Annotated in this window: 16 protein-coding genes; 8 read left to right on the top strand and 8 right to left on the bottom strand. The window is 68.2% G+C overall.

What is annotated here, in order from left to right:
* Positions 1-155: 155 nt before the first annotated feature.
* The 3 genes from JMF86_RS26585 to JMF86_RS26575 form a co-directional block, all read right to left on the bottom strand.
* On the bottom strand, positions 156-890 hold the full coding sequence (locus JMF86_RS26585) for a fucose-binding lectin II (protein ID WP_011548596.1): 735 nt from the start codon (positions 888-890) through the stop codon (positions 156-158).
* 162 nt (positions 891-1,052) lie between these two features.
* The gene (locus JMF86_RS26580; RefSeq protein WP_011548595.1) at positions 1,053-1,871 is read right to left on the bottom strand and encodes a fucose-binding lectin II; all 819 of its coding nucleotides are present in this window, start codon (positions 1,869-1,871) and stop codon (positions 1,053-1,055) included.
* A 114-nt stretch (positions 1,872-1,985) separates the two neighbouring features.
* Positions 1,986-2,375, bottom strand: a complete 390-nt coding sequence (locus tag JMF86_RS26575; protein WP_006479996.1) for a fucose-binding lectin II — start codon at positions 2,373-2,375, stop codon at positions 1,986-1,988.
* A 959-nt stretch (positions 2,376-3,334) separates the two neighbouring features.
* Here JMF86_RS26575 and leuA point away from each other — a divergent pair.
* Positions 3,335-5,044, top strand: coding sequence for a 2-isopropylmalate synthase (gene leuA / locus JMF86_RS26570; RefSeq protein ID WP_172593294.1), 1,710 nt, complete (start codon positions 3,335-3,337; stop codon positions 5,042-5,044).
* 71 nt (positions 5,045-5,115) lie between these two features.
* Here leuA and JMF86_RS26565 read toward each other — a convergent pair whose 3' ends face one another.
* A complete protein-coding gene (locus JMF86_RS26565; RefSeq protein WP_011548593.1) occupies positions 5,116-5,829 on the bottom strand; it encodes an autoinducer binding domain-containing protein in 714 nt (237 codons plus the stop codon).
* Between the two features lie 196 nt (positions 5,830-6,025).
* Here JMF86_RS26565 and JMF86_RS26560 point away from each other — a divergent pair, with 196 nt between their 5' ends.
* Positions 6,026-6,841 carry a helix-turn-helix transcriptional regulator gene (locus tag JMF86_RS26560; protein ID WP_006479993.1) on the top strand — a complete coding sequence of 272 codons (816 nt, stop codon included), beginning with the start codon at positions 6,026-6,028 and terminating at the stop codon, positions 6,839-6,841.
* Between the two features lie 23 nt (positions 6,842-6,864).
* On the opposite strand, the gene JMF86_RS26555 is transcribed toward JMF86_RS26560, so the two are convergent.
* Both JMF86_RS26555 and JMF86_RS26550 read right to left on the bottom strand, forming a co-directional pair.
* Positions 6,865-8,211, bottom strand: a complete 1,347-nt coding sequence (locus JMF86_RS26555) for an aspartate aminotransferase family protein (RefSeq protein ID WP_011548592.1) — start codon at positions 8,209-8,211, stop codon at positions 6,865-6,867.
* Positions 8,212-8,267: 56 nt separating this feature from the next.
* Positions 8,268-9,629, bottom strand: coding sequence for a condensation domain-containing protein (locus JMF86_RS26550; RefSeq protein WP_011548591.1), 1,362 nt, complete (start codon positions 9,627-9,629; stop codon positions 8,268-8,270).
* Positions 9,630-10,026: 397 nt separating this feature from the next.
* Here JMF86_RS26550 and JMF86_RS26545 point away from each other — a divergent pair, with 397 nt between their 5' ends.
* The 5 genes from JMF86_RS26545 to JMF86_RS26525 are packed head-to-tail and all read left to right on the top strand — an operon-like array spanning position 10,027 to position 16,238.
* Positions 10,027-10,809 (top strand): DUF3050 domain-containing protein, encoded by a 783-nt coding sequence (locus JMF86_RS26545; RefSeq protein ID WP_006479991.1) that lies wholly within the window; start codon positions 10,027-10,029, stop codon positions 10,807-10,809.
* Positions 10,806-11,195 carry a hypothetical protein gene (locus JMF86_RS26540; protein ID WP_006479990.1) on the top strand — a complete coding sequence of 130 codons (390 nt, stop codon included), beginning with the start codon at positions 10,806-10,808 and terminating at the stop codon, positions 11,193-11,195. The genes JMF86_RS26545 and JMF86_RS26540 overlap by 4 nt, the downstream gene beginning before the upstream one ends.
* Positions 11,192-12,118: a diiron oxygenase gene (locus tag JMF86_RS26535; protein WP_006479989.1), complete on the top strand. Its 927-nt coding sequence runs from the start codon at positions 11,192-11,194 to the stop codon at positions 12,116-12,118. The genes JMF86_RS26540 and JMF86_RS26535 overlap by 4 nt, the downstream gene beginning before the upstream one ends.
* Before the next feature lie 9 nt (positions 12,119-12,127).
* The gene (locus JMF86_RS26530) at positions 12,128-15,694 is read left to right on the top strand and encodes an amino acid adenylation domain-containing protein (RefSeq protein ID WP_011548590.1); all 3,567 of its coding nucleotides are present in this window, start codon (positions 12,128-12,130) and stop codon (positions 15,692-15,694) included.
* Positions 15,695-15,749: 55 nt separating this feature from the next.
* The gene (locus JMF86_RS26525) at positions 15,750-16,238 is read left to right on the top strand and encodes an SRPBCC family protein (RefSeq protein WP_006479988.1); all 489 of its coding nucleotides are present in this window, start codon (positions 15,750-15,752) and stop codon (positions 16,236-16,238) included.
* A 28-nt stretch (positions 16,239-16,266) separates the two neighbouring features.
* Here JMF86_RS26525 and JMF86_RS26520 read toward each other — a convergent pair whose 3' ends face one another.
* The gene (locus tag JMF86_RS26520; protein WP_011548589.1) at positions 16,267-17,253 is read right to left on the bottom strand and encodes a LysR family transcriptional regulator; all 987 of its coding nucleotides are present in this window, start codon (positions 17,251-17,253) and stop codon (positions 16,267-16,269) included.
* A gap of 119 nt (positions 17,254-17,372) precedes the next feature.
* The gene (locus tag JMF86_RS26515; RefSeq protein WP_041489435.1) at positions 17,373-18,146 is read right to left on the bottom strand and encodes a helix-turn-helix domain-containing protein; all 774 of its coding nucleotides are present in this window, start codon (positions 18,144-18,146) and stop codon (positions 17,373-17,375) included.
* A gap of 116 nt (positions 18,147-18,262) precedes the next feature.
* On the opposite strand from JMF86_RS26515, the gene JMF86_RS26510 reads away from it, so the two are divergent.
* Positions 18,263-19,756, top strand: a complete 1,494-nt coding sequence (locus tag JMF86_RS26510; protein ID WP_011548587.1) for an efflux transporter outer membrane subunit — start codon at positions 18,263-18,265, stop codon at positions 19,754-19,756.
* Positions 19,757-19,813: the final 57 nt, after the last annotated feature.

Here is a 19,813-nt window from a genome sequence, read left to right as displayed (position 1 = left end):
CGACGGGCGAGGATGCGCGGAGCGATCGGCCTTGGCGCGTATCGTCGCGGCCGATCGCATCATTGCGGCGCGGGCCGGGGGCTCGCAGATGACGGACGCTCGCCGGCCCATCGCCACGCCGGGCGGCGTGGCGACGCGCGTCAGGCTGCCGCGACTCAACCCAGCGGCCAGTTCAGGATCGCAATCCCGTCGTTGTAGTCGCCGTCGCCGCCATCTTCCGATCCGACCAGCCCGAAGTAGGTCTTCTTGAAGATGTCGACCTGACGCGAGCCGATCTTCGACGGCTTGCCGTTCGCCGTCACGACTACCCGCACCTTCCCCTTGCCGGAGTTCACGATCTGCGTGTTCAGGTTCGCGTCCTGAGTGCCGGCGCCCTGGAACGTCGCGGCGGGTTTCGGATTGTCGTCGACGAAGACCTCGATCGTCTGCGGGGCGGACGAATTGACCAGCGCGGTCACGCCGAATGCGATGTTCGGCGGCAGGTTGAAGACGCCGTCGCGTTCACCGCCGCCGGTCGGTACGGGCGCGGGCTGCACGGGTTGCGGTGTCGCTTTCGAGAAGTAATTGACCACCGCGCCGACGCCGAACTTCGCCGCGGCACCGGGCAACACGCCCGGCGCGCCGGCCCACGTCACCGTGCAGGCAACGACCTCGCCTGCCGCATCGGTTTTCACCTTGTTCTGCCAACTGCCGACGTCGAAGCTGTACGGGATCGTCGCGATATCGACGAACACGTCGTATTGCGGCAGTTTCTCGACGAGCTGCGCGGTCATGAACTGACGCATCCGGTCGAGCACGGCCTGATCGCCGTTGGCCTGCACGGCAGTGGCGTCGTTGCCCGCGAGTTGCAGCAGCGCGTACAGGTCGTCGTGGGTAAAGGGTTGTGACATGTCGTCCTCGTCTGAATGGAAGGTTCCGCATCGCGTGACCGGCGAACGGATTTCACCGGACCGCGCGCGGTGTACAGCAGTGGGACTGCAAATGATTTATCGAGCGACGCGCAATGCGTGGCGGGCCCCGTCGCCATTGCGATGTTTCGTGACGGCCGTCGATCAACCCAGCGGCCAGTTCAGGAACACGATGCCGTCGTTGTAATCGTCGTCGGCGCCGTCTTCCGATCCGACGATCCCGAAGTACGACTTCTTGAAAATGTCGACCTGTCGCGAACCGAGCCGAGACGGCTTGCCGTTCGCCATCACGATTACGCGTACGCGACCGTTGCCGGAATCGAGCACCTTCGTGCCGAGGTTCTGGTCCTGTGCGCCGGCGCCCTTGAACGTCGCGGCCGGCTTCGGGTCGTCGTCGATGTAGATGTCGATCGTCTGGTCGTTCGCCGCGTGGGTGAGCGCGGTCACGCCGAACTTGATGTGCGGCGGGAGATTGAACGTGCCGTCGCGTTCGCCGCCGCCGATGTTGCCGGCCCCGGTGCCACCGGTTTCGGCGCCCTGGTTCCCGCCGCCTTGCGACGACGAGGGCGCGGCCGTTTCCCCGATCGCTGACAGGCTCGCGTACGAATCGATGTGCATCGCGCTGCCGCGCACGCTTTTCCACTGGCCCTTCACGAACGTGACGCCGCTGCCGACGTCGATCGTCGCGACGAGCGTGAACGGCATGCGGCCGGTGCTTTCGGGCACTTTCGACGAATACGTGAAGCAGCCGTCCGCGACGACGCCCTGGTTCGTCGCGATCGCGAAATAGATGCCGGGGAAGTTGTTGCCGGTCGCGTAAGGCGTCGGCACGTTGAGGATGACCTGTAGTTTCCCGTCGCGAATCCCGGCCTTCGCGATGTCGATGTAGAGGCCGGGGATGTCGACGTAAGCCTCCGACGTCGCGACGGGCGCGCTAACGATCGAAGCGGAAAGGAGCGGCATGGAAGTCTCCGGTGATGAGGCGGTTCGGGATGGGGCGAGTCCGCTTAACGCGGCGCCAACCCGCCAGCCGCCACGGAGGCGGCCGGCGGCGATTGGTGGTCGGTCCGTGTCAGATCAGCCGATCGGCCACTGGAGCACGACGATCCCGTCGTTGTAGTCGCTGTCGTGGCCGTCTTCCGACACGACGATCCCGAAGTTGACCGTGAACGGCGAGCCGTCCGACTTCTTGCCGTTGATCGGCGCGAGGCGCGCGTCGGTCGCCGACGGCTTGCCGTTCACCGACACTTCGAAACGGATCTTGCCGTTGCCGGAATTGAGCGTGGCTTCGCGCGGGCCGTCGCGCGTCGTCAGCTTGTGATACGCGGCGGGTTCCTGGCTGTCGCCGATAAACAACTTGATGTGCTGTTGCTCGGCTGCATTCGCGAAGAAAATCGCGCGGAAATCGGTATTCGGCGGAATCGAAAACTCGCCGGCGCGGTTGGATGACGTTTGAGAGTCGGCCATGCTGTTCTCCTGTGGCTTGTTAGGTAAGGCCAAGGGCCTTGTCGCGCAAACGTTTGCCGTTTGAAATGCGACATGGCGAGCATGACGAAAAATAAATAAAAAAATATTCAGATGAGAATGGGTATTGTTCAGTAATTCGAAAAGCAGCGCTAATCGATTTAATGAAACATGCTTAATGAGGCGGATTTAGATATATTCAGGAAACTATATCGATGCGTGTATCGCTTTCCTGAATGATGCGCGAGCGCAACGCGAAGGTGGGGTAGGAGAGGCGGGGGGCAATCGGACTTCGGAGCAGACGCTCGGCGTTCGCATATGGCAGCGTTTCGTTTCAACATCAGCATCTCTGTCGTGGCCGCGCCCACCGGCCACCGTCGAACGCCCACACCGAAGCCCGATTGCAAGGAGGGGTGTGCGGCGCCGGCGAAGAGGATGGACCGACTCACTCCGAACATGAATAGGGCCTCACCGGCGCCGCACCCGTGAAGCATATCGACGGGGCAAGCCGCCGCCTATCAGACGGGACTGATTCTGCGCAAACGCGCGCATCGGGGGACGGAGCGGGATGGATGCGTACCTGGTTGACAGCCGTGGTCACCCTGTGATTTGATGCCGGTCATGCACGCCGCCCAGTTCCTCTTCTCGCTACGACTACTAGCCCGCTTCTCCGGGCTGGGTCTGCGGCTGCGCGCTTTCCATCTGCTTCTTTCCTGAAGCGCCAGATTTTCCCCGCATCACCGACCTGGCCCCGGTTGTCGACCGGCGCCTGAGTTCGTCTTTCTTCCGTCACCACTCCGCTCCGTCCCGGTCGCTCAACCGCCAAGGCCGTCGTTTGCCGTACCGCTTTGCCGTTGTGCTGCTTTTTTGCCGTTTTCACCGCTGCGCACGTCGCCGGCTCCTGATGCCGATGGCTGCCGCGCCGCGCTTCACCGACAAACAGACCGAGGACCGACATCATGATGCTTAAGAACCCCGCGACGAAATACCGACCGTTCACGCCCGTCAACCTGCCCGACCGCACGTGGCCGTCGCGCACGATCACGCAGGCGCCGATCTGGATGAGCACCGACCTGCGCGACGGCAACCAGGCGCTGTTCGAACCGATGGACGCCACGCGCAAGATGCGGATGTTCAAGACGCTGGTGGCGATCGGCTTCAAGCAGATCGAGGTCGCGTTCCCGTCCGCGTCCGAAACCGATTTCAATTTCGTCCGCGAACTGATCGAGGGCGGCCACATTCCCGACGACGTGACGATCGAAGTGCTGACGCAGGCGCGCGACGACCTGATCGAGCGCACCTTCGCATCGCTGCGCGGCGCGAAGCGCGCGATCGTGCACCTGTACAACGCGACCGCGCCGGAATTCCGCAAGATCGTGTTCACCCTCGATCGCGACGGCGTGAAGCAGCTGGCGGTGAACGCGGCGCGCACGATCAAGCGGTGCGCCGATGCGGCGACCGACACGCAATTCACGCTGCAGTACAGCCCGGAAACGTTTACCGCGACCGAACTCGATTTCGCGAAGGAAGTGTGCGACGCGGTGTTCGACGTGTGGCAGCCGACGCCCGAGCGCAAGTCGATCGTGAACCTGCCGGCCACGGTGGAAATCGGCACGCCGAATTACTACGCCGACCAGATCGAGTGGATGCACCGCAACCTCGCGCGCCGCGATTCGCTGATCCTGTCGGTGCACCCGCACAACGACCGCGGTACCGCGGTCGCGGCGGCCGAACTCGCGGTGATGGCCGGCGCCGACCGGATCGAGGGCTGCCTGTTCGGCAACGGCGAACGCACCGGTAACGTCGATCTCGTGACGCTCGCGCTGAACCTGTACACGCAGGGCGTCGATCCGGGCCTCGATTTCTCGCAGATCAACGAAGTCGCGCGCACGTCCGAGGAGTGCACGCAGTTGCCGGTCCACCCGCGTCATCCGTATGTCGGCGACCTCGTGTTCACCGCGTTCTCCGGCTCGCACCAGGACGCGATCAAGAAGGGCTTCGCGGTACAGCGCGCCGACACCGTATGGGAAGTGCCGTACCTGCCGATCGATCCGAACGATCTCGGCCGCACGTACGATTCGATCATTCGCGTGAACAGCCAGTCGGGCAAGGGCGGCATCGCGTACCTGCTCGAACAGGGCTATGGCGTCGCGCTGCCGCGCCGCATGCAGGTCGATTTCAGCGCGGCCGTGCAGCGCCTGACCGACGAGAGCGGGCACGAGGTGACGAGCGCGCAGATCTGGGCGCTGTTCCAGCAGGAATACGTCGAAAGCGACACGCCGCTGCGTTACGTCAGCCATGAGCTGACCGAGCGCGACGGCCGCGAGACGATCGTGCTGACCGCCGACGTGCACGGCGAGCGCCGCGTGCTGCGTGGGGAAGGCAACGGCCCGCTCGACGCGCTGATGCATGCATTGCACACGCCGCTGCGGATCCAGCATTACGAGGAACGCGCGCTGTCGCAGGGCGCCGATGCGAAGGCGATCGCGATCGCCGAGCTGGCCGGTACGGGCGTGCGCGGCAGCGCGTTCGGTGTCGGCGTCGATGCGAACCTGACGACGGCGTCGATTCGTGCGGTGATCAGCGGCGTGAACCGCGCGTATGCCCGTGCGGATGAAGTTGTGCAGGCAACCTTCTTTGCCGGACAGCCGGCGGTGCAGGCCGTCGCATAAGCGGGTCGAAACCCGGGCGGCAGGGCCGGCCCGGGTTTTCCTTTCAGATCACGGCGTGCGCGTGCGCGCCGTCAGGGCAGCAGCCCGAGCATCGCGGCCTTGGTGGCCGCATGCGTCTTGTTCATCGCGTCGAGCTTCACGACGGCGTTCTGCAGGTGGAACTTCACCGTCCGCTCCGCGATCCCGAAGATCATCCCGATCTCGTAGGCCGTCTTGCCGTCGGCCGTCCACGCCAGTACCTCGCGCTCGCGCAGCGTCAGCCCGGTGCCGACCGGCGCGATCGGATCGGCGAGGCGCGGCATCAGGTATGCGTGCGCCGCATGCGCGAGGCTCGCGCAGGGTGCGCGCAATCGCGAGATTTCATCCGCGTCGAGCGGCGTCGTGTCGCGCACGAGCGTCAGCACGCCGAGATTGCCGGCCCGGTCGTAGCCGCCGTGCGACCAGCCGTAACGCATCCCGAAGCACGCCGCGTCGTGCCAGAACGCGGTGTCGCCCGGCTCGTCGAACGCATTCCATACGACCGGCCGCGGCTGGCTCGCGACCCGCTTGATGATCGGATCGATCGTCACGTAGCCGAATTTCACATAACGGTGTTCCCATTCGCGTGGATGATTGCCGACGATCTGCAGGTCGGGCCGGGCGAGCGGCAGCGTGCGGCGCAAGCCGTACACGCAATACCGGAACCCGAGCGCGGCCGCAGCGGCGGCAATCGGCGGAAACGCGGCTTCCGCGGTGGGCGCGCGTTGTAGTGCGTCGAAACAGTCGTGCAGTATTGTCAGGTCCATCGGTGATCCTCGTCGGTGTGGGCGGGCCGTGCATTGCGGCCCGCGCGTATCCTGTTCAAAAGGACAGTTTTGAGGCGAAGCCGACGCCGGTTTAATGGCGGCTGTTCGCACGACGGGCCCGCTTGTGCGGGCACTGTCCCCCCGTCGTTTCACGTGTTGCGGTACCCCTCCGGTTTCGTATCAGGACTGATCGACCATGACCAGCGTTCAAGACGTGCCTCTCCTCGCGCGCGCCGGTGCGCGCGCGTTCGCCTTCGGCGGGATCCGCGCGATCGAACCGCCCTGCGCGTCGGCTCCCGCCCGCGCGCTTGCTCACGAGTATGCCCCGCACGCGCATCAGGCCGGGCAACTATTGTTTACGACGCGCGGCGTATTGGTACTCGACGTCGAAGGCCAGCGCTGGATCACCCCGCCGCTGCGCGCGATCTGGATTCCGGCGCGCACCGTCCATGCGATGCGCGTGGCCGACGACGTCCAGCTCTGCTCGCTCTATCTCGGCGACGCGCTCAGCGCGCGGCTGCCGGCCACGCTGTGCGCGATGACGGTATCGCCGCTGCTGCGCGAACTCGCCACGCGCGTGTCGCATCCGTTCGATTGCAGCGTCGACCACGATCCGCTCGCGCGCCTGTTCGCCGACGAACTGAGCGAGCTCGCGCAGACGCCGCTCACGCTGCCGCTGCCGCGCGACCGGCGCTTGCTGAAGCTGTGCGAGCGGCTGCAGCGCGAGCCGCACTGCGAGTTGCCGCTCGACACGCTCGCGCGCGACGCCGCGCTGAGCGCGCGCCACCTGGCGCGCCTGTTTCGCAGCGAGACCGGCATGAGCGTGGCCGCGTGGCGTCAGCAACTGCGGCTGTCGATGTCGCTCGCGCTGCTCGCGAGCGGCATGCCCGTCACGCAGGCCGCGCATCAGGTCGGCTATCGCAGCCCGACCACCTATGCGGCCACCTTCAAGCGCGCGTTCGGCGTCACGCCGAGCCAGTACCTCGCTGCCGCGGAAGCGGCGGCGCGCTGAGCGCCGCCGCCCCGCTGCCGCGCTCAGCGTGCGGTCCAGCGCGGCACCGTTTCGAACGCGTGCTCGACCGCGTGCACGATCCGGTCGACGTCCTCGCGACCGATCACGAGCGGCGGCGCGATCGCGAGCCGGTTGCCGAGCGAGCGGATCAGCACGCCCGCATCGCGCGCCGCGTCGGCGAGCGCGGCCGCATAGCCGTCCGACGGCTCGATCGATTCGCGCGTCGCCTTGTCCTTCACGAGGTCGATGCCGACCAGCAGCCCCTTGCCGCGCACGTCGCCGACCACCGGATAGCGGTCGACGAGCGGCTGCAGCCGCTCCAGCAGGTACGCACCTTCGCGCGCCGCGTTGCCGGCGAGATCCTCGTCGACGATGATCTGCAGGTTCGCGAGCGCGGCCGCGCAGACGATCGGATGGCCCGAGTAGGTGTAGCCGTGCATCAGCGTGCCGATGCCGCCCGGGTTGGACGCGAACGCGTTCTCGATGCGGCGGTTGACGACGGTCGCACCGAGCGGCAGATATCCCGACGACACGCCCTTCGCCAGGCACATGATGTCCGGCGCGACGCCCCAGCCGCGGCTGCCGAACGCGGCGCCGGTCCGCCCGAAGCCCGTCACCACTTCGTCGGCGATCAGCAGCACGCCGTGGCGGTCGCACACTTCGCGCACCAGCGGCCAGTAGTTCGCGGGCGGCACGATGATGCCGCCGGTCGCCTGCACCGGTTCGGCGATGAAGGCGGCCACGGTGTCGGGCCCCTGGAACAGGATCTCGCGCTCGACGAGCGACGCGCACAGCCGGCCGAGTTCCTCTGGGTCATGCGTGAACGGGTTGCGATAGATCCACGGCGTCTCGACGTGGAAGCAGCCGGCGAGCGCCGGCTCGTAGTTGCGCCGGTAGACGGTGTTGCCGGTGACGGAGCTGCCGCCGAAGTGCGAGCCGTGATAGGCCTGGCGCAGCGCGATGAACTTGGTGCGCTCGGGCTGCCCGGACACCTTCCAGTACTGCCGCGCGATCATCAGCGCGGCCTCGACGGCGTCCGAGCCGCCGGAGCCGAAGATTACGCGGCTCATGTCTTCCGGCTGGAGCATGTCGATCAGCCGCGCCGACAGTTCTTCCGCGCGCGGATGGCTGAACCCGGCGAACACCGGGTGATATTCGAGTTCGTCGAGCTGCCGGACGATCGCTTCCTTGATCTCCCGCCGGCCGTGGCCGACGTACACGTTGAACAGCGACGCGACCGCGTCGAGATACGGCCGGCCGGTGTCGTCGTACAGGTAGCAGCCTTCGCCGCGCGTGATGCGGATCGGCGAGCGCGACGCGGCGAGCGGATGTTGCCGGGGATGCCAGAAGCGCGATTCCGAATAGGACATGACAGGACTCCGTAGTGATTCGGTTGGATGGGGCAACACGGTGACGCAGACGATTTTCAGCCGGCGAGCGCCGCCGGTTGAAAGTCGAGCCGGCTTTCGAGGGCGCCGAGCGTCGCGAACGGTTCGTCGAGCGCCACGCGCATGAACGTCAGGAACTGGCCGACGTGGGCGTTCAGCGCGTCGCGACTGTAGTACTGCGGGCTCGCGTCGAAGTCGAAGCGCAGCGGTTCGCCGTTGCGGCGGTCGGTCAGGTTCACCATCAGGTCGTCGGTGGTGCCGACCGACAGGTTGTGCGACGTCGTCACGCAGTCGCCGAACCGCAGGTCGTAGTCGAACGCCATGATGTTGATCTCGGGGCCGAACACGCCCTGGCCGTTGTCGAGCGACGTCAGTTCGCGGTGCAGGTCGCCCATCCGGTAGCGCTGGTGCTGGCGCAGCGCGGTCATCTCGCGGTTCGCCTGGCGGCACAGGTCGTCGAGCGTGTGGCCCGGCTCGACGTGCAGGCGCAGCGGCAGCATGTTCGCGCACTGCGTCGGCGTGCGGCGCTCCCGTGCCGACGTGCGCGCCATCGCGGCGACCGACAGCACGATGTCGTGCGCGCCGGTGTTCAGGTACAGGTAGGCGGCGGTCAGCGCGGTGACGAGCCGCGGCACCGTCGACGTGAAGAGCCCCTTGGCGACCGCCTCGATGCGTGCGCTCTCGCTTGCGCTCGCGATACGCGTCTCGCGCAGGTCGGGCCCGTCGTCGCGCTCGGGAAAGCGCGCGGGGCCGGCGAGCGTGACCGTGCGCGGCTGGTCCGCGAAGCGTTCGAGCCAGTAGCGGCGATCGTGCGCGAACTGTTCGGACGCGCGGTACGCGTCTTCGTCGAGTTGCAGCTCGGCGAGCGACGCGAAGCGCGCGGGCGGTGCCTTGGCGCCTGCCGCGAACGCGCTGTACAGCTCGGCGGCGCGGGTGGCGATCAGGCTGCCCGAATAGCCGTCGACCAGGATGTGCGCGTAGCCGTGATACCAGTAGTAGTGATCCGGTGCGATGCGGTACAGCGTGTGGCGGAAGAACGGCCCGCGCGCCAGTTCGATCGCGCCCGTGCAGTGCGCACGCATGCCGGCGAGCGCGACGGCGTGCGCGTCTTTCGTGCCGGCGAGGTCCACGCGTTCGAGTGCCCAGTCGTCGGCGAGCGCGGCGTCGAGCACGCGCACGGGCGTGTCGCCATCCAGCACGATCCGCGTCGTGTGCAACGTCTGCGCCTCGCGAATCACCTGCCGCAGCGCGCGTTCGAATGCGTCGGTGTCGAGTGCGCCGCGAATCTCGAAATACTCGGCCGCGTAGATATGCGTCGACGGGACGGGATACGCGAGGGCGGCCTCCCAGAAATCCCGCTGCGGCGCGGACAGCGGCAATTGAAGCGTCGAATCGATCACGTCGTTTCTCCTGGAAAGCTTATTCCGGTGGATGAATTAAATGCGTGTATTTGTTTAATGAAAAATACATATTCGCATCGTGCATTTCATTTTTTGATGAATCGCAATTCTTATCCTAGACAGTCCAATTTGCGGCTGTCAATTCCGTGCGGTTTTGTCGGTAATTCGTAAAGTCCTTGCCAGTAAAGGCTTTGATGGATGGGTGAATAGTCTGGTCCGGAAAGAATATGAGAATGTCCGTTTTGAATAGGCGGCAAATTGGCAGCTTATTTAGCATCGACGCCTGAAATTGCTGCGCAAGCCGAAAACGGCCTGCCGGCAATTCGCCGGAAACGGTTTCCGGCGCCGGAAGCCGGCGCAATGGGCTGGCGCGAGCGGACATTACTAGGAGAGTCCCGTGAATCAACTGGAAGGGCTGGAGCGAAAAATCGGCGAGCAGCACGAGCGGCTCGCGCATCATCCGGTGTTCGGATCGATCCGTACCATCGACGAGCTGCGCGTGTTCATGGAATGGCACGTATTCGCCGTGTGGGATTTCATGTCGCTCGTGAAGCGGCTGCAGCAGGACCTGACGACCGTCGCGGTGCCGTGGGTCGCGCCGCGCAACGCGAACGCGTCGCGTCTCATCAACGAGATCGTGCTCGGCGAGGAATCGGACGAAACGCCGAACGGCCACATGAGCCACTACGACCTGTACCTGCACGCGATGCGCGATGTCGGCGCGTCGACCTCGCGCATCGAGGAAATGGTGTCGCTGGTGCGCTCGGGCTTCTCGGTGTCGGCCGCTCTGAAGGCCGTCGATGCGCCGGAGCCGGTGATCCGCTTCGTCGAGGCGACGATGGCCGCGTGCACGTCGGGCGCGACGCACCAGGTGCTCGGCAACTTCTTCTACGGCCGCGAGAACGTGATTCCCGACATGTTCCGCACGCTGCTCGACGAATGGAAGATCGAGCGCTCGTCGATTCCGCTGCTCGTGTATTACCTCGACCGCCACATCGAAGTGGATTCGGGCGAGCACGGGCCGGCGGCGCGCGCGATGATCCGCGAGGCGGCCGACGGCGACGCGGCGAAGCTCGAGGAAGCGCTGCAGGCCGGGCTCGATGCGATCGACGAGCGCATGCGCCTGTGGGACGGGCTGCTCGCGCATCTCGGCCAGACCCGCAACGTGGTGCCGGCATGAACGCGCGCGGGCTGTCGGAGCGCATCGTCGATTTCGCGGCGCTCGAGTGGGAGCACCCGGCGGCGTTCGACGACGGCATCGACCAGGTCGTGCTCGTCGATACGCTGGACGAGCACGCGAAGCGCGGCATCCGGACCCGGATCGTGCGGTTCGATCCGGGCGCGGGCACGAGCGTGCCGTTCCTGCACGACTACCACGAGGAAGTGCACCTGATCGACGGCGACCAGAGCCTGGTCGACGTCGCGACGCGCGAGTATCGCGCGACGTATCGGGAAGGCAGCTACTTCGTGCGCCCGGCCGGCACGCCGCATGGCCCGTTCCGCAGCGACGCGGGCTGCCTGCTGCTCGAAATCCATTACTACGGTTCCCCGGAGGACACGCGATGACGACCGCCGTCACCTACGTGAGCCACGTCGATCGCTGGGAGGCGCGCGCGACCGTGCGATCGCGCCCGCGGCGGATCGTCGAGGACGACGAACTGCGCTACTACCCGCTCGAACGCCAGCCGCTGTGCGCGCACCCGGCGATCGTCGACGCGGGCGATGCGGTGCGCGATTTCGTCCTGCTGCAGAGCTTCTACAAGTACATCCAGGACGTGATCATCTTCGAGACGGAGATCGTCAACGCCACCGCGTTGCGGATCGCGCGCGGCCGCTTCGCGCATCCGTTTCCGTTCGCGTGCCGGCAGGATGCGATGACGGTGGTGATCGACGAGGATTACCACGCGTACGTCGCGATGGACTACCTGCGGCAGGTCGAGGAGGCCACCGGCATCGCGCCGCTGCCGCCGAACAGCGAGATCGAGCTGTCGCGGGCGATTCCGCGCGCGGTCGAGCGGGTCGGCGCGCAGTACCGCGACGGCATGGAACTGCTGTGCGTCGCGATCTCGGAGAACACGGTCACGGCGGAAGTCGCGGCGTTCTCGCGCGACGCGACGCTCAAGCGCTCGGTGAAGGGCGTGATGGCCGACCACCTCGCGGACGAAGGCCGTCACTCGGCGTTCTGGATCAATCTCGTGAAGCTGTACTGGTCGGAGATCGACGAACCCGCGCGGCTCGCGCTCGGCGAAGGGCTGCCGTGCTTCCTGCGCGAATACCTGAGTGCCGACCTGCAACTGCAGTTCGATCGCCGCCTGATCGATGCGCTCGATCTGCCGGCCGCCGAGCGCGCACGGATCGCGGACGACATGGTGGGTGCCTATCCGATCACGAGCCAGCATCCGATGATCGTCAACATCCGGCAGTTCTTCCGGATGAGCGGCCTGCTCGATCACGCGCCGACCCGCGCGGCCTTGTCCGACTACCTGTGAGTCACGTCGATGAAAGCGATCATCATTGCGATCGGCGGGCAGACCCGTCTCGCCGCACGGCTGGCGGCTGAACTCGAGGCGACCGGCCATACCGTCTGTATCGCCGACGGACGCGACGGCCCGCTGCGCGACGCGGCCGATGCGCTGCTGCTGCCGGCGCCGGCACCCGAACCGTTGCGTAACGCGGCCGAGTGGTCGATCGTCTGCGGCGTGCCGGACCCCGCGGTGCATTGCGCCCACGCACGGCCGCTGCATTGCGAGATCGTCGCCGATGCGTTTCCGCCGCGCGAAGTACGCGTCGCGTGGCTCACGGACGCGGCGCCCGGCGACACGCGCGTGCTGGCCGACGCGACGCTCGCGTTTGGCGCGGCGCTCAACGGCGCCGACCTCGCGGACGAGATCGCCGCATGCGCGGTCGATCTGATGCACGAAGTCGCGAGCGGGATCGCGCGCGAGCTGAGCGATCCGAACGACGCGCCGCGCGCCACGCCGCCGGGGCCGTCCGATATCGTGCTCGATCTCGAACGGCTGGCCGGCTGGCATGCGTCTAATGACACGGCCGCCGCGTGGCCGTGCGAGCCGTCGCTGCCGGAGCTCGTGTCGCGTGCGGCGGCCGCTGCGCCGGACGCCTGCGCGCTCGTCGCGGCCGATGGCCAGCTGACCTATCGCGAGCTGGTCACGCGCGCCCGCCAGGTTGCCGCGCGCATCGCCGCGCGGCCGGCCGCGCCACGTGTGGTCGCGGTGCGACTCGACAAGGGCGTCGCGCTGTACCCGGCGATCGTCGGCGTGCTGGGCGCCGGCGCGACCTGCGTGCCGCTCGATCCCGCGTTTCCACCCGAGCGGGCCCGCACGATCCTGCGTGAATCGGGGGCGCAGGCGCTCGTCGTCGGCGGGGCGGTCGAGCCGGCGCTGCTCGACGGATTCGACCTCGACGTGATCGACTGCGGCGCGCACGCGGAAGCGGACGCGCACGCCTCGCCCGATGCGCTGGCCGGCCAGTGGCCGCTCGAACGGGATGCGGACCGCGATGCGCGCTGCGCGGTCGCGATCTACACGTCGGGGTCGACCGGCGTGCCGAAAGGCGTGATGCTGTCGCACCGGAACATCGTGCAGTTCTGCCACTGGTATCGCGCGCACGTGTCGCTCGATGCGTCGTCGCGCGTGCTGCAGTTCTCGACGGTGGCGTTCGATGCGTCGCTGCTCGACATGTTCCCGACCTGGCTCGCCGGCGCGACGCTGGTCGCGCCGAGCGAAGCGCAGCGCCGCGAACTCGACGCGCTCGCGACGCTCGTCGCCGACGCGCGCATCACGCACGCGTTCCTGCCGCCCGCGCTGCTCGCGGCGCTGCCGGATTGCGACTGGCCCGCGCTCGCGCACCTTGTCACGGGCGGCGACGTGTGCGACCCCGACACGATCGCGCGCTGGAGCGCGAACCGGCGGCTGCACAACATCTACGGGCCGACCGAATGCACGGTGCTCGCGACGACGGGCGAACTGCGCGCCGGCGACAGCAACCGGCGCATCGGCCGGCCGATCGCGAACGCGCGCTGCCATGTGCTCGCGGCCGACGGCCGTCCGGCGCTCACCGGCGAGGAAGGCGAACTGTGCATCGCCGGCGCGGGCGTCGGGCTCGGCTATCTCGGTCGGCCCGACCTGAGCGCCGAGCGTTTCGTCGCCGATCCGTACGGCGCGCCGGGCGCGACGATGTACCGGACCGGCGACATCGCCAGCTGGGAGCCGGACGGCACGCTGCGCTACGTGGGCCGCCGCGACACGCAACTGAAGATTCGCGGTTTTCGCGTCGAGCCGGGCGAGATCGAGACGGCCGCGCTGGCGGCGGGGCTGTACCGCCAGTGCGCGGTGGTGCCCGACGAGCGCAAGCGCATCCGGCTGTTCGCCGCGAAGCCGGTCGACGCGGCGGCGACGCCCGACGCGCTGCGCGCCGTGCTGGCCGCCACGCTGCCCGACTACATGGTGCCGTACGACATCACGGCGCTCGACGTATTGCCCGCGACGCCGAACGGCAAGATCGACCGCGCCGCACTCGCGCGCCTGCCGGTGTCGCGTGCGGGAAGCGACACGCGCGACGCACCGCGCGGCGCGCTGGAGCTTCGTCTCGCCGCGATGTGGGCGACGCTGCTCGAACTCGCGCCGGACGAGATCGGCCGCGACGCGTCGTTCTTCGAACTGGGCGGCCATTCGCTGCTGGTGTCGCGGCTGATGCTGGCGGTGAAGCGCGAGCTGGGCGGCAACGCAGCGCTCGCGCGTTTCATGGAGCGGCCGACCATCGCCGCGCTCGCGGCGCTGCTGACCGACGAGTCGGGCGAGCGCGGCGCGAACGTGCCGGCGCGCGTGCACGACGATCGCCGCCTGCCCGACGACGTGCGACTGCCGGCCGGCCAGCCGGCGGGCGACGGCTCCGGCGCGGTGCTGCTGACCGGCGCGAACGGCTTCCTGGGCTGCTTCATCCTCAGCGAACTGATCAGCCGCACGAACCAGATCGTCTACTGCGTCGTGCGCGGCGACGACGATGCGAGCGCGCGCCGGCGGCTCGACGAAGCGGCGTTCGTCAACGGGCTCGGCCATCTGTGCGGGCATCCGCGCGTGCGGGTGCTGCGCGGCGATCTCGGTGCGCCGCGCCTCGGGCTGTCGGATGCGGTGTGGCAGACGCTCGCGGCCGAGGTCGGCGCGATTCATCACAACGGCGCACACGTGAACCACGTGTACGACTACCCGTACCTGCACGCGGAGAACGTCGGCTCGACGCTCGAACTGCTCCGCCTGTGCTGCAGCGGCCGCCGCAAGGCGCTGCATTTCGTATCGACGCTATCCGCGGCGAGCGCGACGGGCCCGACGGGACGCCTGATCGAGGCGGCCCCGTCGGAGGCCGGCCCTGCCTTCGTCAACAACGGCTACAACCTGACGAAGTGGGTGTCCGAGCATCTCGTTGCCGAAGCGGCTGCGCGCGGGATCGACACGACGATCCTGCGGCCCGGCAACATCACGGGCCATTCGCGCACGGGGCTGTGCCAGCCGGGACGCAACCGGATCCTGCTGCTGCTCAAGGGCGCGGTGCAGCTCGGCTGCGCGCCGCTCGCGAGCGAGGGCGGGCTGTTCGACCTGAGCCCGGTCGACTACCTGGCGCGGGCGATCGTCGCGTGCACGCTCGACGGTGCGCGCACCGAGCGCGTGTTCCATCTGCACAACCCGCGTCCGCTCGACTGGGCCGGCTACCTGCGCGCACTCGCGCGGCGCGGCTATCCGCTGCGATTCGAAGCGCCCGGGGTCTGGCGCGAGCGGCTGTTGTCGATCGACGAATCGAATGCGCTGTTCGACGTCGTCGCGTTCTATCTCGACGACCGGCAGGACGATATCGGCGACATGGCCGTGATCGATCACGCGCGCACCGAGGCGACGCTGCGCCGGCTAGGCGTCACGTATCCGGACAAGGACGACGCGCTGCTCGATGCGCATTTCGGCTACCTCGCCGAATGCGGCTTCATGCCGCCGCCGCCCGAGCCGGCGCCGCGCGCGAACGACGCCCGCCGCGACGCCGAGCCCGAACCCGCGTGGTGAAGACGTACCCCGTTTGATCAATCGCTGTCATCGCATCATTCATCAAGGAGGCATCATGCTGCAACGTACTGCAACGCAACCCCGTCCGTCCACGCTCGTCTACGCGCCGCAAACGCCGATCCTGTCCGGCTCGGCCGATCTCGACGTGCCGGCGCGCGACGCGTGGCGCGTGGTCGGCGATTTCGCCGGCTTCTCGCGCTTCATCACGGGGCTCGACCATACCGACATGATCGGCGAAGGCGTGCGCTCGCTGCGCATCAAGCATTTCGCGGACGGCAACGTCGTCGTCGAACAGCTCAACAGCCACGACGACGAAGCGATGGTGATGACGTGGAGCCTGATCCATACGTCGTTCGACATCGGCAATCTGTGGGCGCTGATGCGCGTCGAACCGCGCGGCGACCAGGCCTGCACGGTGACGTGGGACATCGCCGGCGAACCGTCGCACGGCGGCGCCGCGCGCCAGCCGGAATTCGACGCGTTCGTCACCGGCTTCCTCGACATGGCGATGACGAACCTGCGCGCGCTGTTCAAGCCGCAGTAACCGTGCATCGCCCGCCGGCGCCGTGCCGCTACGCGGCCGCGCCGGCCCACGCGCCGGCCTTGCCCGGTGCGTGGCTTTTTTTCCCGGCCGGTGGTGCGCACGCGTCGTCGCGCGCTTGTGCGAACGCATCGCGCAGCGCGGCCTTCATGAAGTCGACCCAGGCGCGCGTCTTCGCGTCGAGATGCTGGCGCGACGCGTACACCAGGAACACGCCGATTTCCTCCGCCTGGTAGTCGGGCAGCACGCGCACGAGCGCGCCCGAGCGCAGGTCGGCCGCGGCGACGAAGTCCGGCAGCAAGCCGATTCCCGCGCCTTCGCGCACCGCGATCGCGAGCGACGCGGCGACGTCGGCCGTCATCGACGGATCGACGTCCACCGTTTGTGCTTCCGCACCGTTCCAGAGCGTCCAGATGCGCTCGTGATACGCGGGCGCGACCAGTTGCACGCAGCGATGGTGAACCAGCGCGCCCGGCGAATCGGGCATGCCGTGCGCATCGAGATACGCGGGCGACGCGCACAGCACGCTGCGGATGCGACCGACGTCGATCGCGACCTGCTCGGAGCTCGGCAGGCTCGGCATCGCGATCACCGCGACGTCGTAGCTGTCGCGCACCAGTTTCGGCAGGTGCGGCGCGAGCGTCAGGTCGACGCTCACGTCCGGGTAGCGCGCCTGGAATTGCCCGATCAGCGGAATCACGAAATGGTTCGCGATGCTGGCGCTGCAATGCGCGCGCAGCCGGCCATGCGGATGCACGCGCGCGTCGCGCGCCTCGCGCTCGCTCGCATCGACGGCCAGCGTGATGTCGCGGGCGCGCGCCAGATAGCGTTCGCCCGCTTCGGTCAGGCACATCGAGCGCGTCGTGCGGTTCAGCAGCCGGATGCCGAGACGATGCTCGAGCGACGCGACGAGCCGGCTGACGTGCGCGGTCGTGATGCCGAGCCGTTTGCCGGTCTCGGTGAAGGTGCCCGCGTCCGCGAGCGTGACGAACGCCTGCATGCTTTGAATCAGATCCATCGGGATAACGAAACCTCCGGCTGGCCGTATGGCAATGCCGCTACTGTAGCGACGGCCACGGCACGCCGCGCGCGCGCATCAGCGATCGATCGTCGCAAAACGGACAATCGACGCCGGGGTCAGCGCCGCCGGAAGTATTCGCTCGGCGCGACGCCGAGCGCCTTGCGGAACATCGCCGCGAATGCGCTGGGGCTGTCGTAGCCGTGTTCGAGCGCGAGTTCGAGGATCGGCGTGCCGGCGGCGAGGCGCGGCAGGCTCAGCAGCAGCCGCGCGTGGCGGCACCATGCGCCGTGCGTCATGCCCGTCTCGCGCTTGAACGCGCGGGCGAGCGTGCGTTCGTTCATGTGCGCGTCGCGTGCCCACGCCTGCAGCGTGACGACCGACGACGGGTCGTTGATGAGCCGCGTGCACAGCGCGACGAGCGCGGGATGGCGCGGCATCGGCACGTGCAGCGACAGCGACGGCGCGATCTCGATCTCGTCGAGGATCAGCGCGAGCACGCGGCCCGCGCGGTGCGACAGGTCGTAGTCGGCGGGCAGGTCGCAGGCCGTCACGATCAGTTCGCGCAGCAGCGTGCCGACCTCGATCACGCGGCATTCGGTCGGCAGGCTCGGCCGCACTTCGGGGCCGACGAACACGGTGCGCATCTGCACGTCGCCGGCCGAGCGGATCTCGTGCTGCGTGCCGCCCGGCACCCACACCGCGCGGCCCGTCGGCACGACCCAGCTGCCCGCGTCCGCGTGCACGATCATCACGCCGGAAATCGCGTGGATCAGCTGGCCCTGGCGGTGCGAATGCGGCGGGTACGCCATGCCCGCCGGCGAGTCGGAGGCGACGACGGCGATCTGCTTGTCACGCGCCTGGCGCTCGAGTGCGATGAAGAAATTTTCCAATTGATCGGGATTGTCCTTTTCTCGACGACGAATGCGCTTTACGCGCGAGATCGACCGCATAGGTCGAAATTACCATAAGCCCATCGTTTGTTCGACCTCCTTGCCACTGCCACCCGATGCGCGTTCCGTCCATTCCGTCCGCTTCGCCCGTTTCTCCCGCCGTCGAGACACGCTTGCCGCGCGTGCGGCGCGCCACCTGTGCGGCCGTGCTGCTGGCGTCGGCCGCGCTGGCCGCGTGTTCGGTCGGCGAGCCGTATCGGCCGCCGGTGTCCGACGCGACGCGCACCGGGCCGTTTGACGCGGTGGCCGACGTGCCGGCCGCGGCCGCCGGCGAACCGCCGCAACGCTGGTGGCGGCTGTACGACGATCCCGTACTCGACGGCCTCGTGCGCGATGCGCTGGCGCAGAACCGCGATCTCGCCGCGGCCGTCGCGCGGGTCGAGCGTGCGCGTGCCGTGTTCGACGAGGCGGGCGCCGCGCGGTTGCCCGACACGACGGCCGGCTTCGGCGTCGACTACGGCAAGCACGCGCCCGACCAGATCGTTGCGGCGGCCAAGGACACCGATGCGCGCACGCGCTGGGGTTTCGCGCCGTCGTTCTCGCTGTCGTGGGAAGTCGATCTGTGGGGCCGCGTGCGCCATCTGGTCGACGCCGCGCAGGCCGACGCCGACGCGGTGCAGGCCGCGTCCGATGCGATGCGCGTCGTGGTGGCCGCCGAGACGACGGCCGCGTATGCGCAGGTGTGCGCATACGGCGAGCGGATCGACGTGGCCGAGCAGTCGGTCGGCATCGCGGACCGGCTGGCCGCGCTGACGGCGAAGCAGCGCGCGCACGGGCTCGTGTCCGACCTCGAAGTGGCGCGTTCGCGCGCGTTCGCCGACGATACGCGCGCCGATTTGCCGGCGCTCGTCGGCTCACGGCGCGCGGCGCTGTACGAACTGGCGGTGCTGACCGGGCGCGCGCCCGGCGCGCTGCCCGACGCCGCCGCGCATTGCCGCACCGCGCCGATGCTCGCTCGGCCGTTCCCGGTCGGCGACGGCGCGTCGCTGCTGCGCCGTCGCCCCGACCTGCGCGAGAGCGAGCGCCAACTGGCCGCCGCGAATGCGCGGATCGGCGTGGCGACGGCCGAGCTGTATCCGTCGATTTCGCTCGGCGGCTCGGTGAACTGGCTGTCGACCGGCGGCGATCCGTCGACGCTCGGCGACAAGTACGCGATCGCTTGGGGCGTCGGCCCGCTGATCACGTGGCGCTTTCCGAACATGGCGGTGAGCCGCGCGCGGCTCGCGCAGGCCCGCGCCGACGACACGCTCGCCCGTGCGCAATTCGATGCGCAGGTGCTGCGCGCGCTGAAGGAAACCGAGCAGGCGCTGGCCCGCTACGGCGCCGCGTGGCGCCGCCGCGCCGCGCTCGAAACCGCGCGTGCCGAGCATGCGCGCGCCTATCGCCTCGCCGAGCTGAACTACGAAGCCGGCGCCCTCGATTTCCTCGGCGTGCTCGACGCGCAGCGCAGCCTCGTCGCGGTCGATTCGGCGCTGGCCGAGTCGACGCAGCAGGTCTCGCTCGACCAGGTCGCCGTGTTCAAGGCGCTCGGAGGCGGCTGGCAACCGTAGCCGGCCACGTTCGCCGCGTCCCTGTCCGTTCTCTTGCACGCCAACTCATCATTCCGA

The sequence above is a fragment of the Burkholderia sp. E168m15 genome, assembly GCF_016586105.1.
In the GTDB taxonomy this organism is placed as follows: domain Bacteria; phylum Pseudomonadota; class Gammaproteobacteria; order Burkholderiales; family Burkholderiaceae; genus Burkholderia; species Burkholderia orbicola.
Note: the sequence above shows the minus strand (reverse complement) of the source record. Positions and strands in the feature narration are given on the sequence as shown.

What these genes read in the sequence shown, in the direction of transcription:
- JMF86_RS26585 (WP_011548596.1), bottom strand. Translation starts at nt 890, where the DNA reads ATGTCACAACCCTTTACCCACGACGACCTGTACGCGCTGCTGCAACTC.
- JMF86_RS26580 (WP_011548595.1), bottom strand. Translation starts at nt 1,871, where the DNA reads ATGCCGCTCCTTTCCGCTTCGATCGTTAGCGCGCCCGTCGCGACGTCG.
- JMF86_RS26575 (WP_006479996.1), bottom strand. Translation starts at nt 2,375, where the DNA reads ATGGCCGACTCTCAAACGTCATCCAACCGCGCCGGCGAGTTTTCGATT.
- leuA (WP_172593294.1), top strand. Translation starts at nt 3,335, where the DNA reads ATGCTTAAGAACCCCGCGACGAAATACCGACCGTTCACGCCCGTCAAC.
- JMF86_RS26565 (WP_011548593.1), bottom strand. Translation starts at nt 5,829, where the DNA reads ATGGACCTGACAATACTGCACGACTGTTTCGACGCACTACAACGCGCG.
- JMF86_RS26560 (WP_006479993.1), top strand. Translation starts at nt 6,026, where the DNA reads ATGACCAGCGTTCAAGACGTGCCTCTCCTCGCGCGCGCCGGTGCGCGC.
- JMF86_RS26555 (WP_011548592.1), bottom strand. Translation starts at nt 8,211, where the DNA reads ATGTCCTATTCGGAATCGCGCTTCTGGCATCCCCGGCAACATCCGCTC.
- JMF86_RS26540 (WP_006479990.1), top strand. Translation starts at nt 10,806, where the DNA reads ATGAACGCGCGCGGGCTGTCGGAGCGCATCGTCGATTTCGCGGCGCTC.
- JMF86_RS26535 (WP_006479989.1), top strand. Translation starts at nt 11,192, where the DNA reads ATGACGACCGCCGTCACCTACGTGAGCCACGTCGATCGCTGGGAGGCG.
- JMF86_RS26530 (WP_011548590.1), top strand. Translation starts at nt 12,128, where the DNA reads ATGAAAGCGATCATCATTGCGATCGGCGGGCAGACCCGTCTCGCCGCA.
- JMF86_RS26525 (WP_006479988.1), top strand. Translation starts at nt 15,750, where the DNA reads ATGCTGCAACGTACTGCAACGCAACCCCGTCCGTCCACGCTCGTCTAC.
- JMF86_RS26520 (WP_011548589.1), bottom strand. Translation starts at nt 17,253, where the DNA reads ATGGATCTGATTCAAAGCATGCAGGCGTTCGTCACGCTCGCGGACGCG.
- JMF86_RS26510 (WP_011548587.1), top strand. Translation starts at nt 18,263, where the DNA reads ATGCGCGTTCCGTCCATTCCGTCCGCTTCGCCCGTTTCTCCCGCCGTC.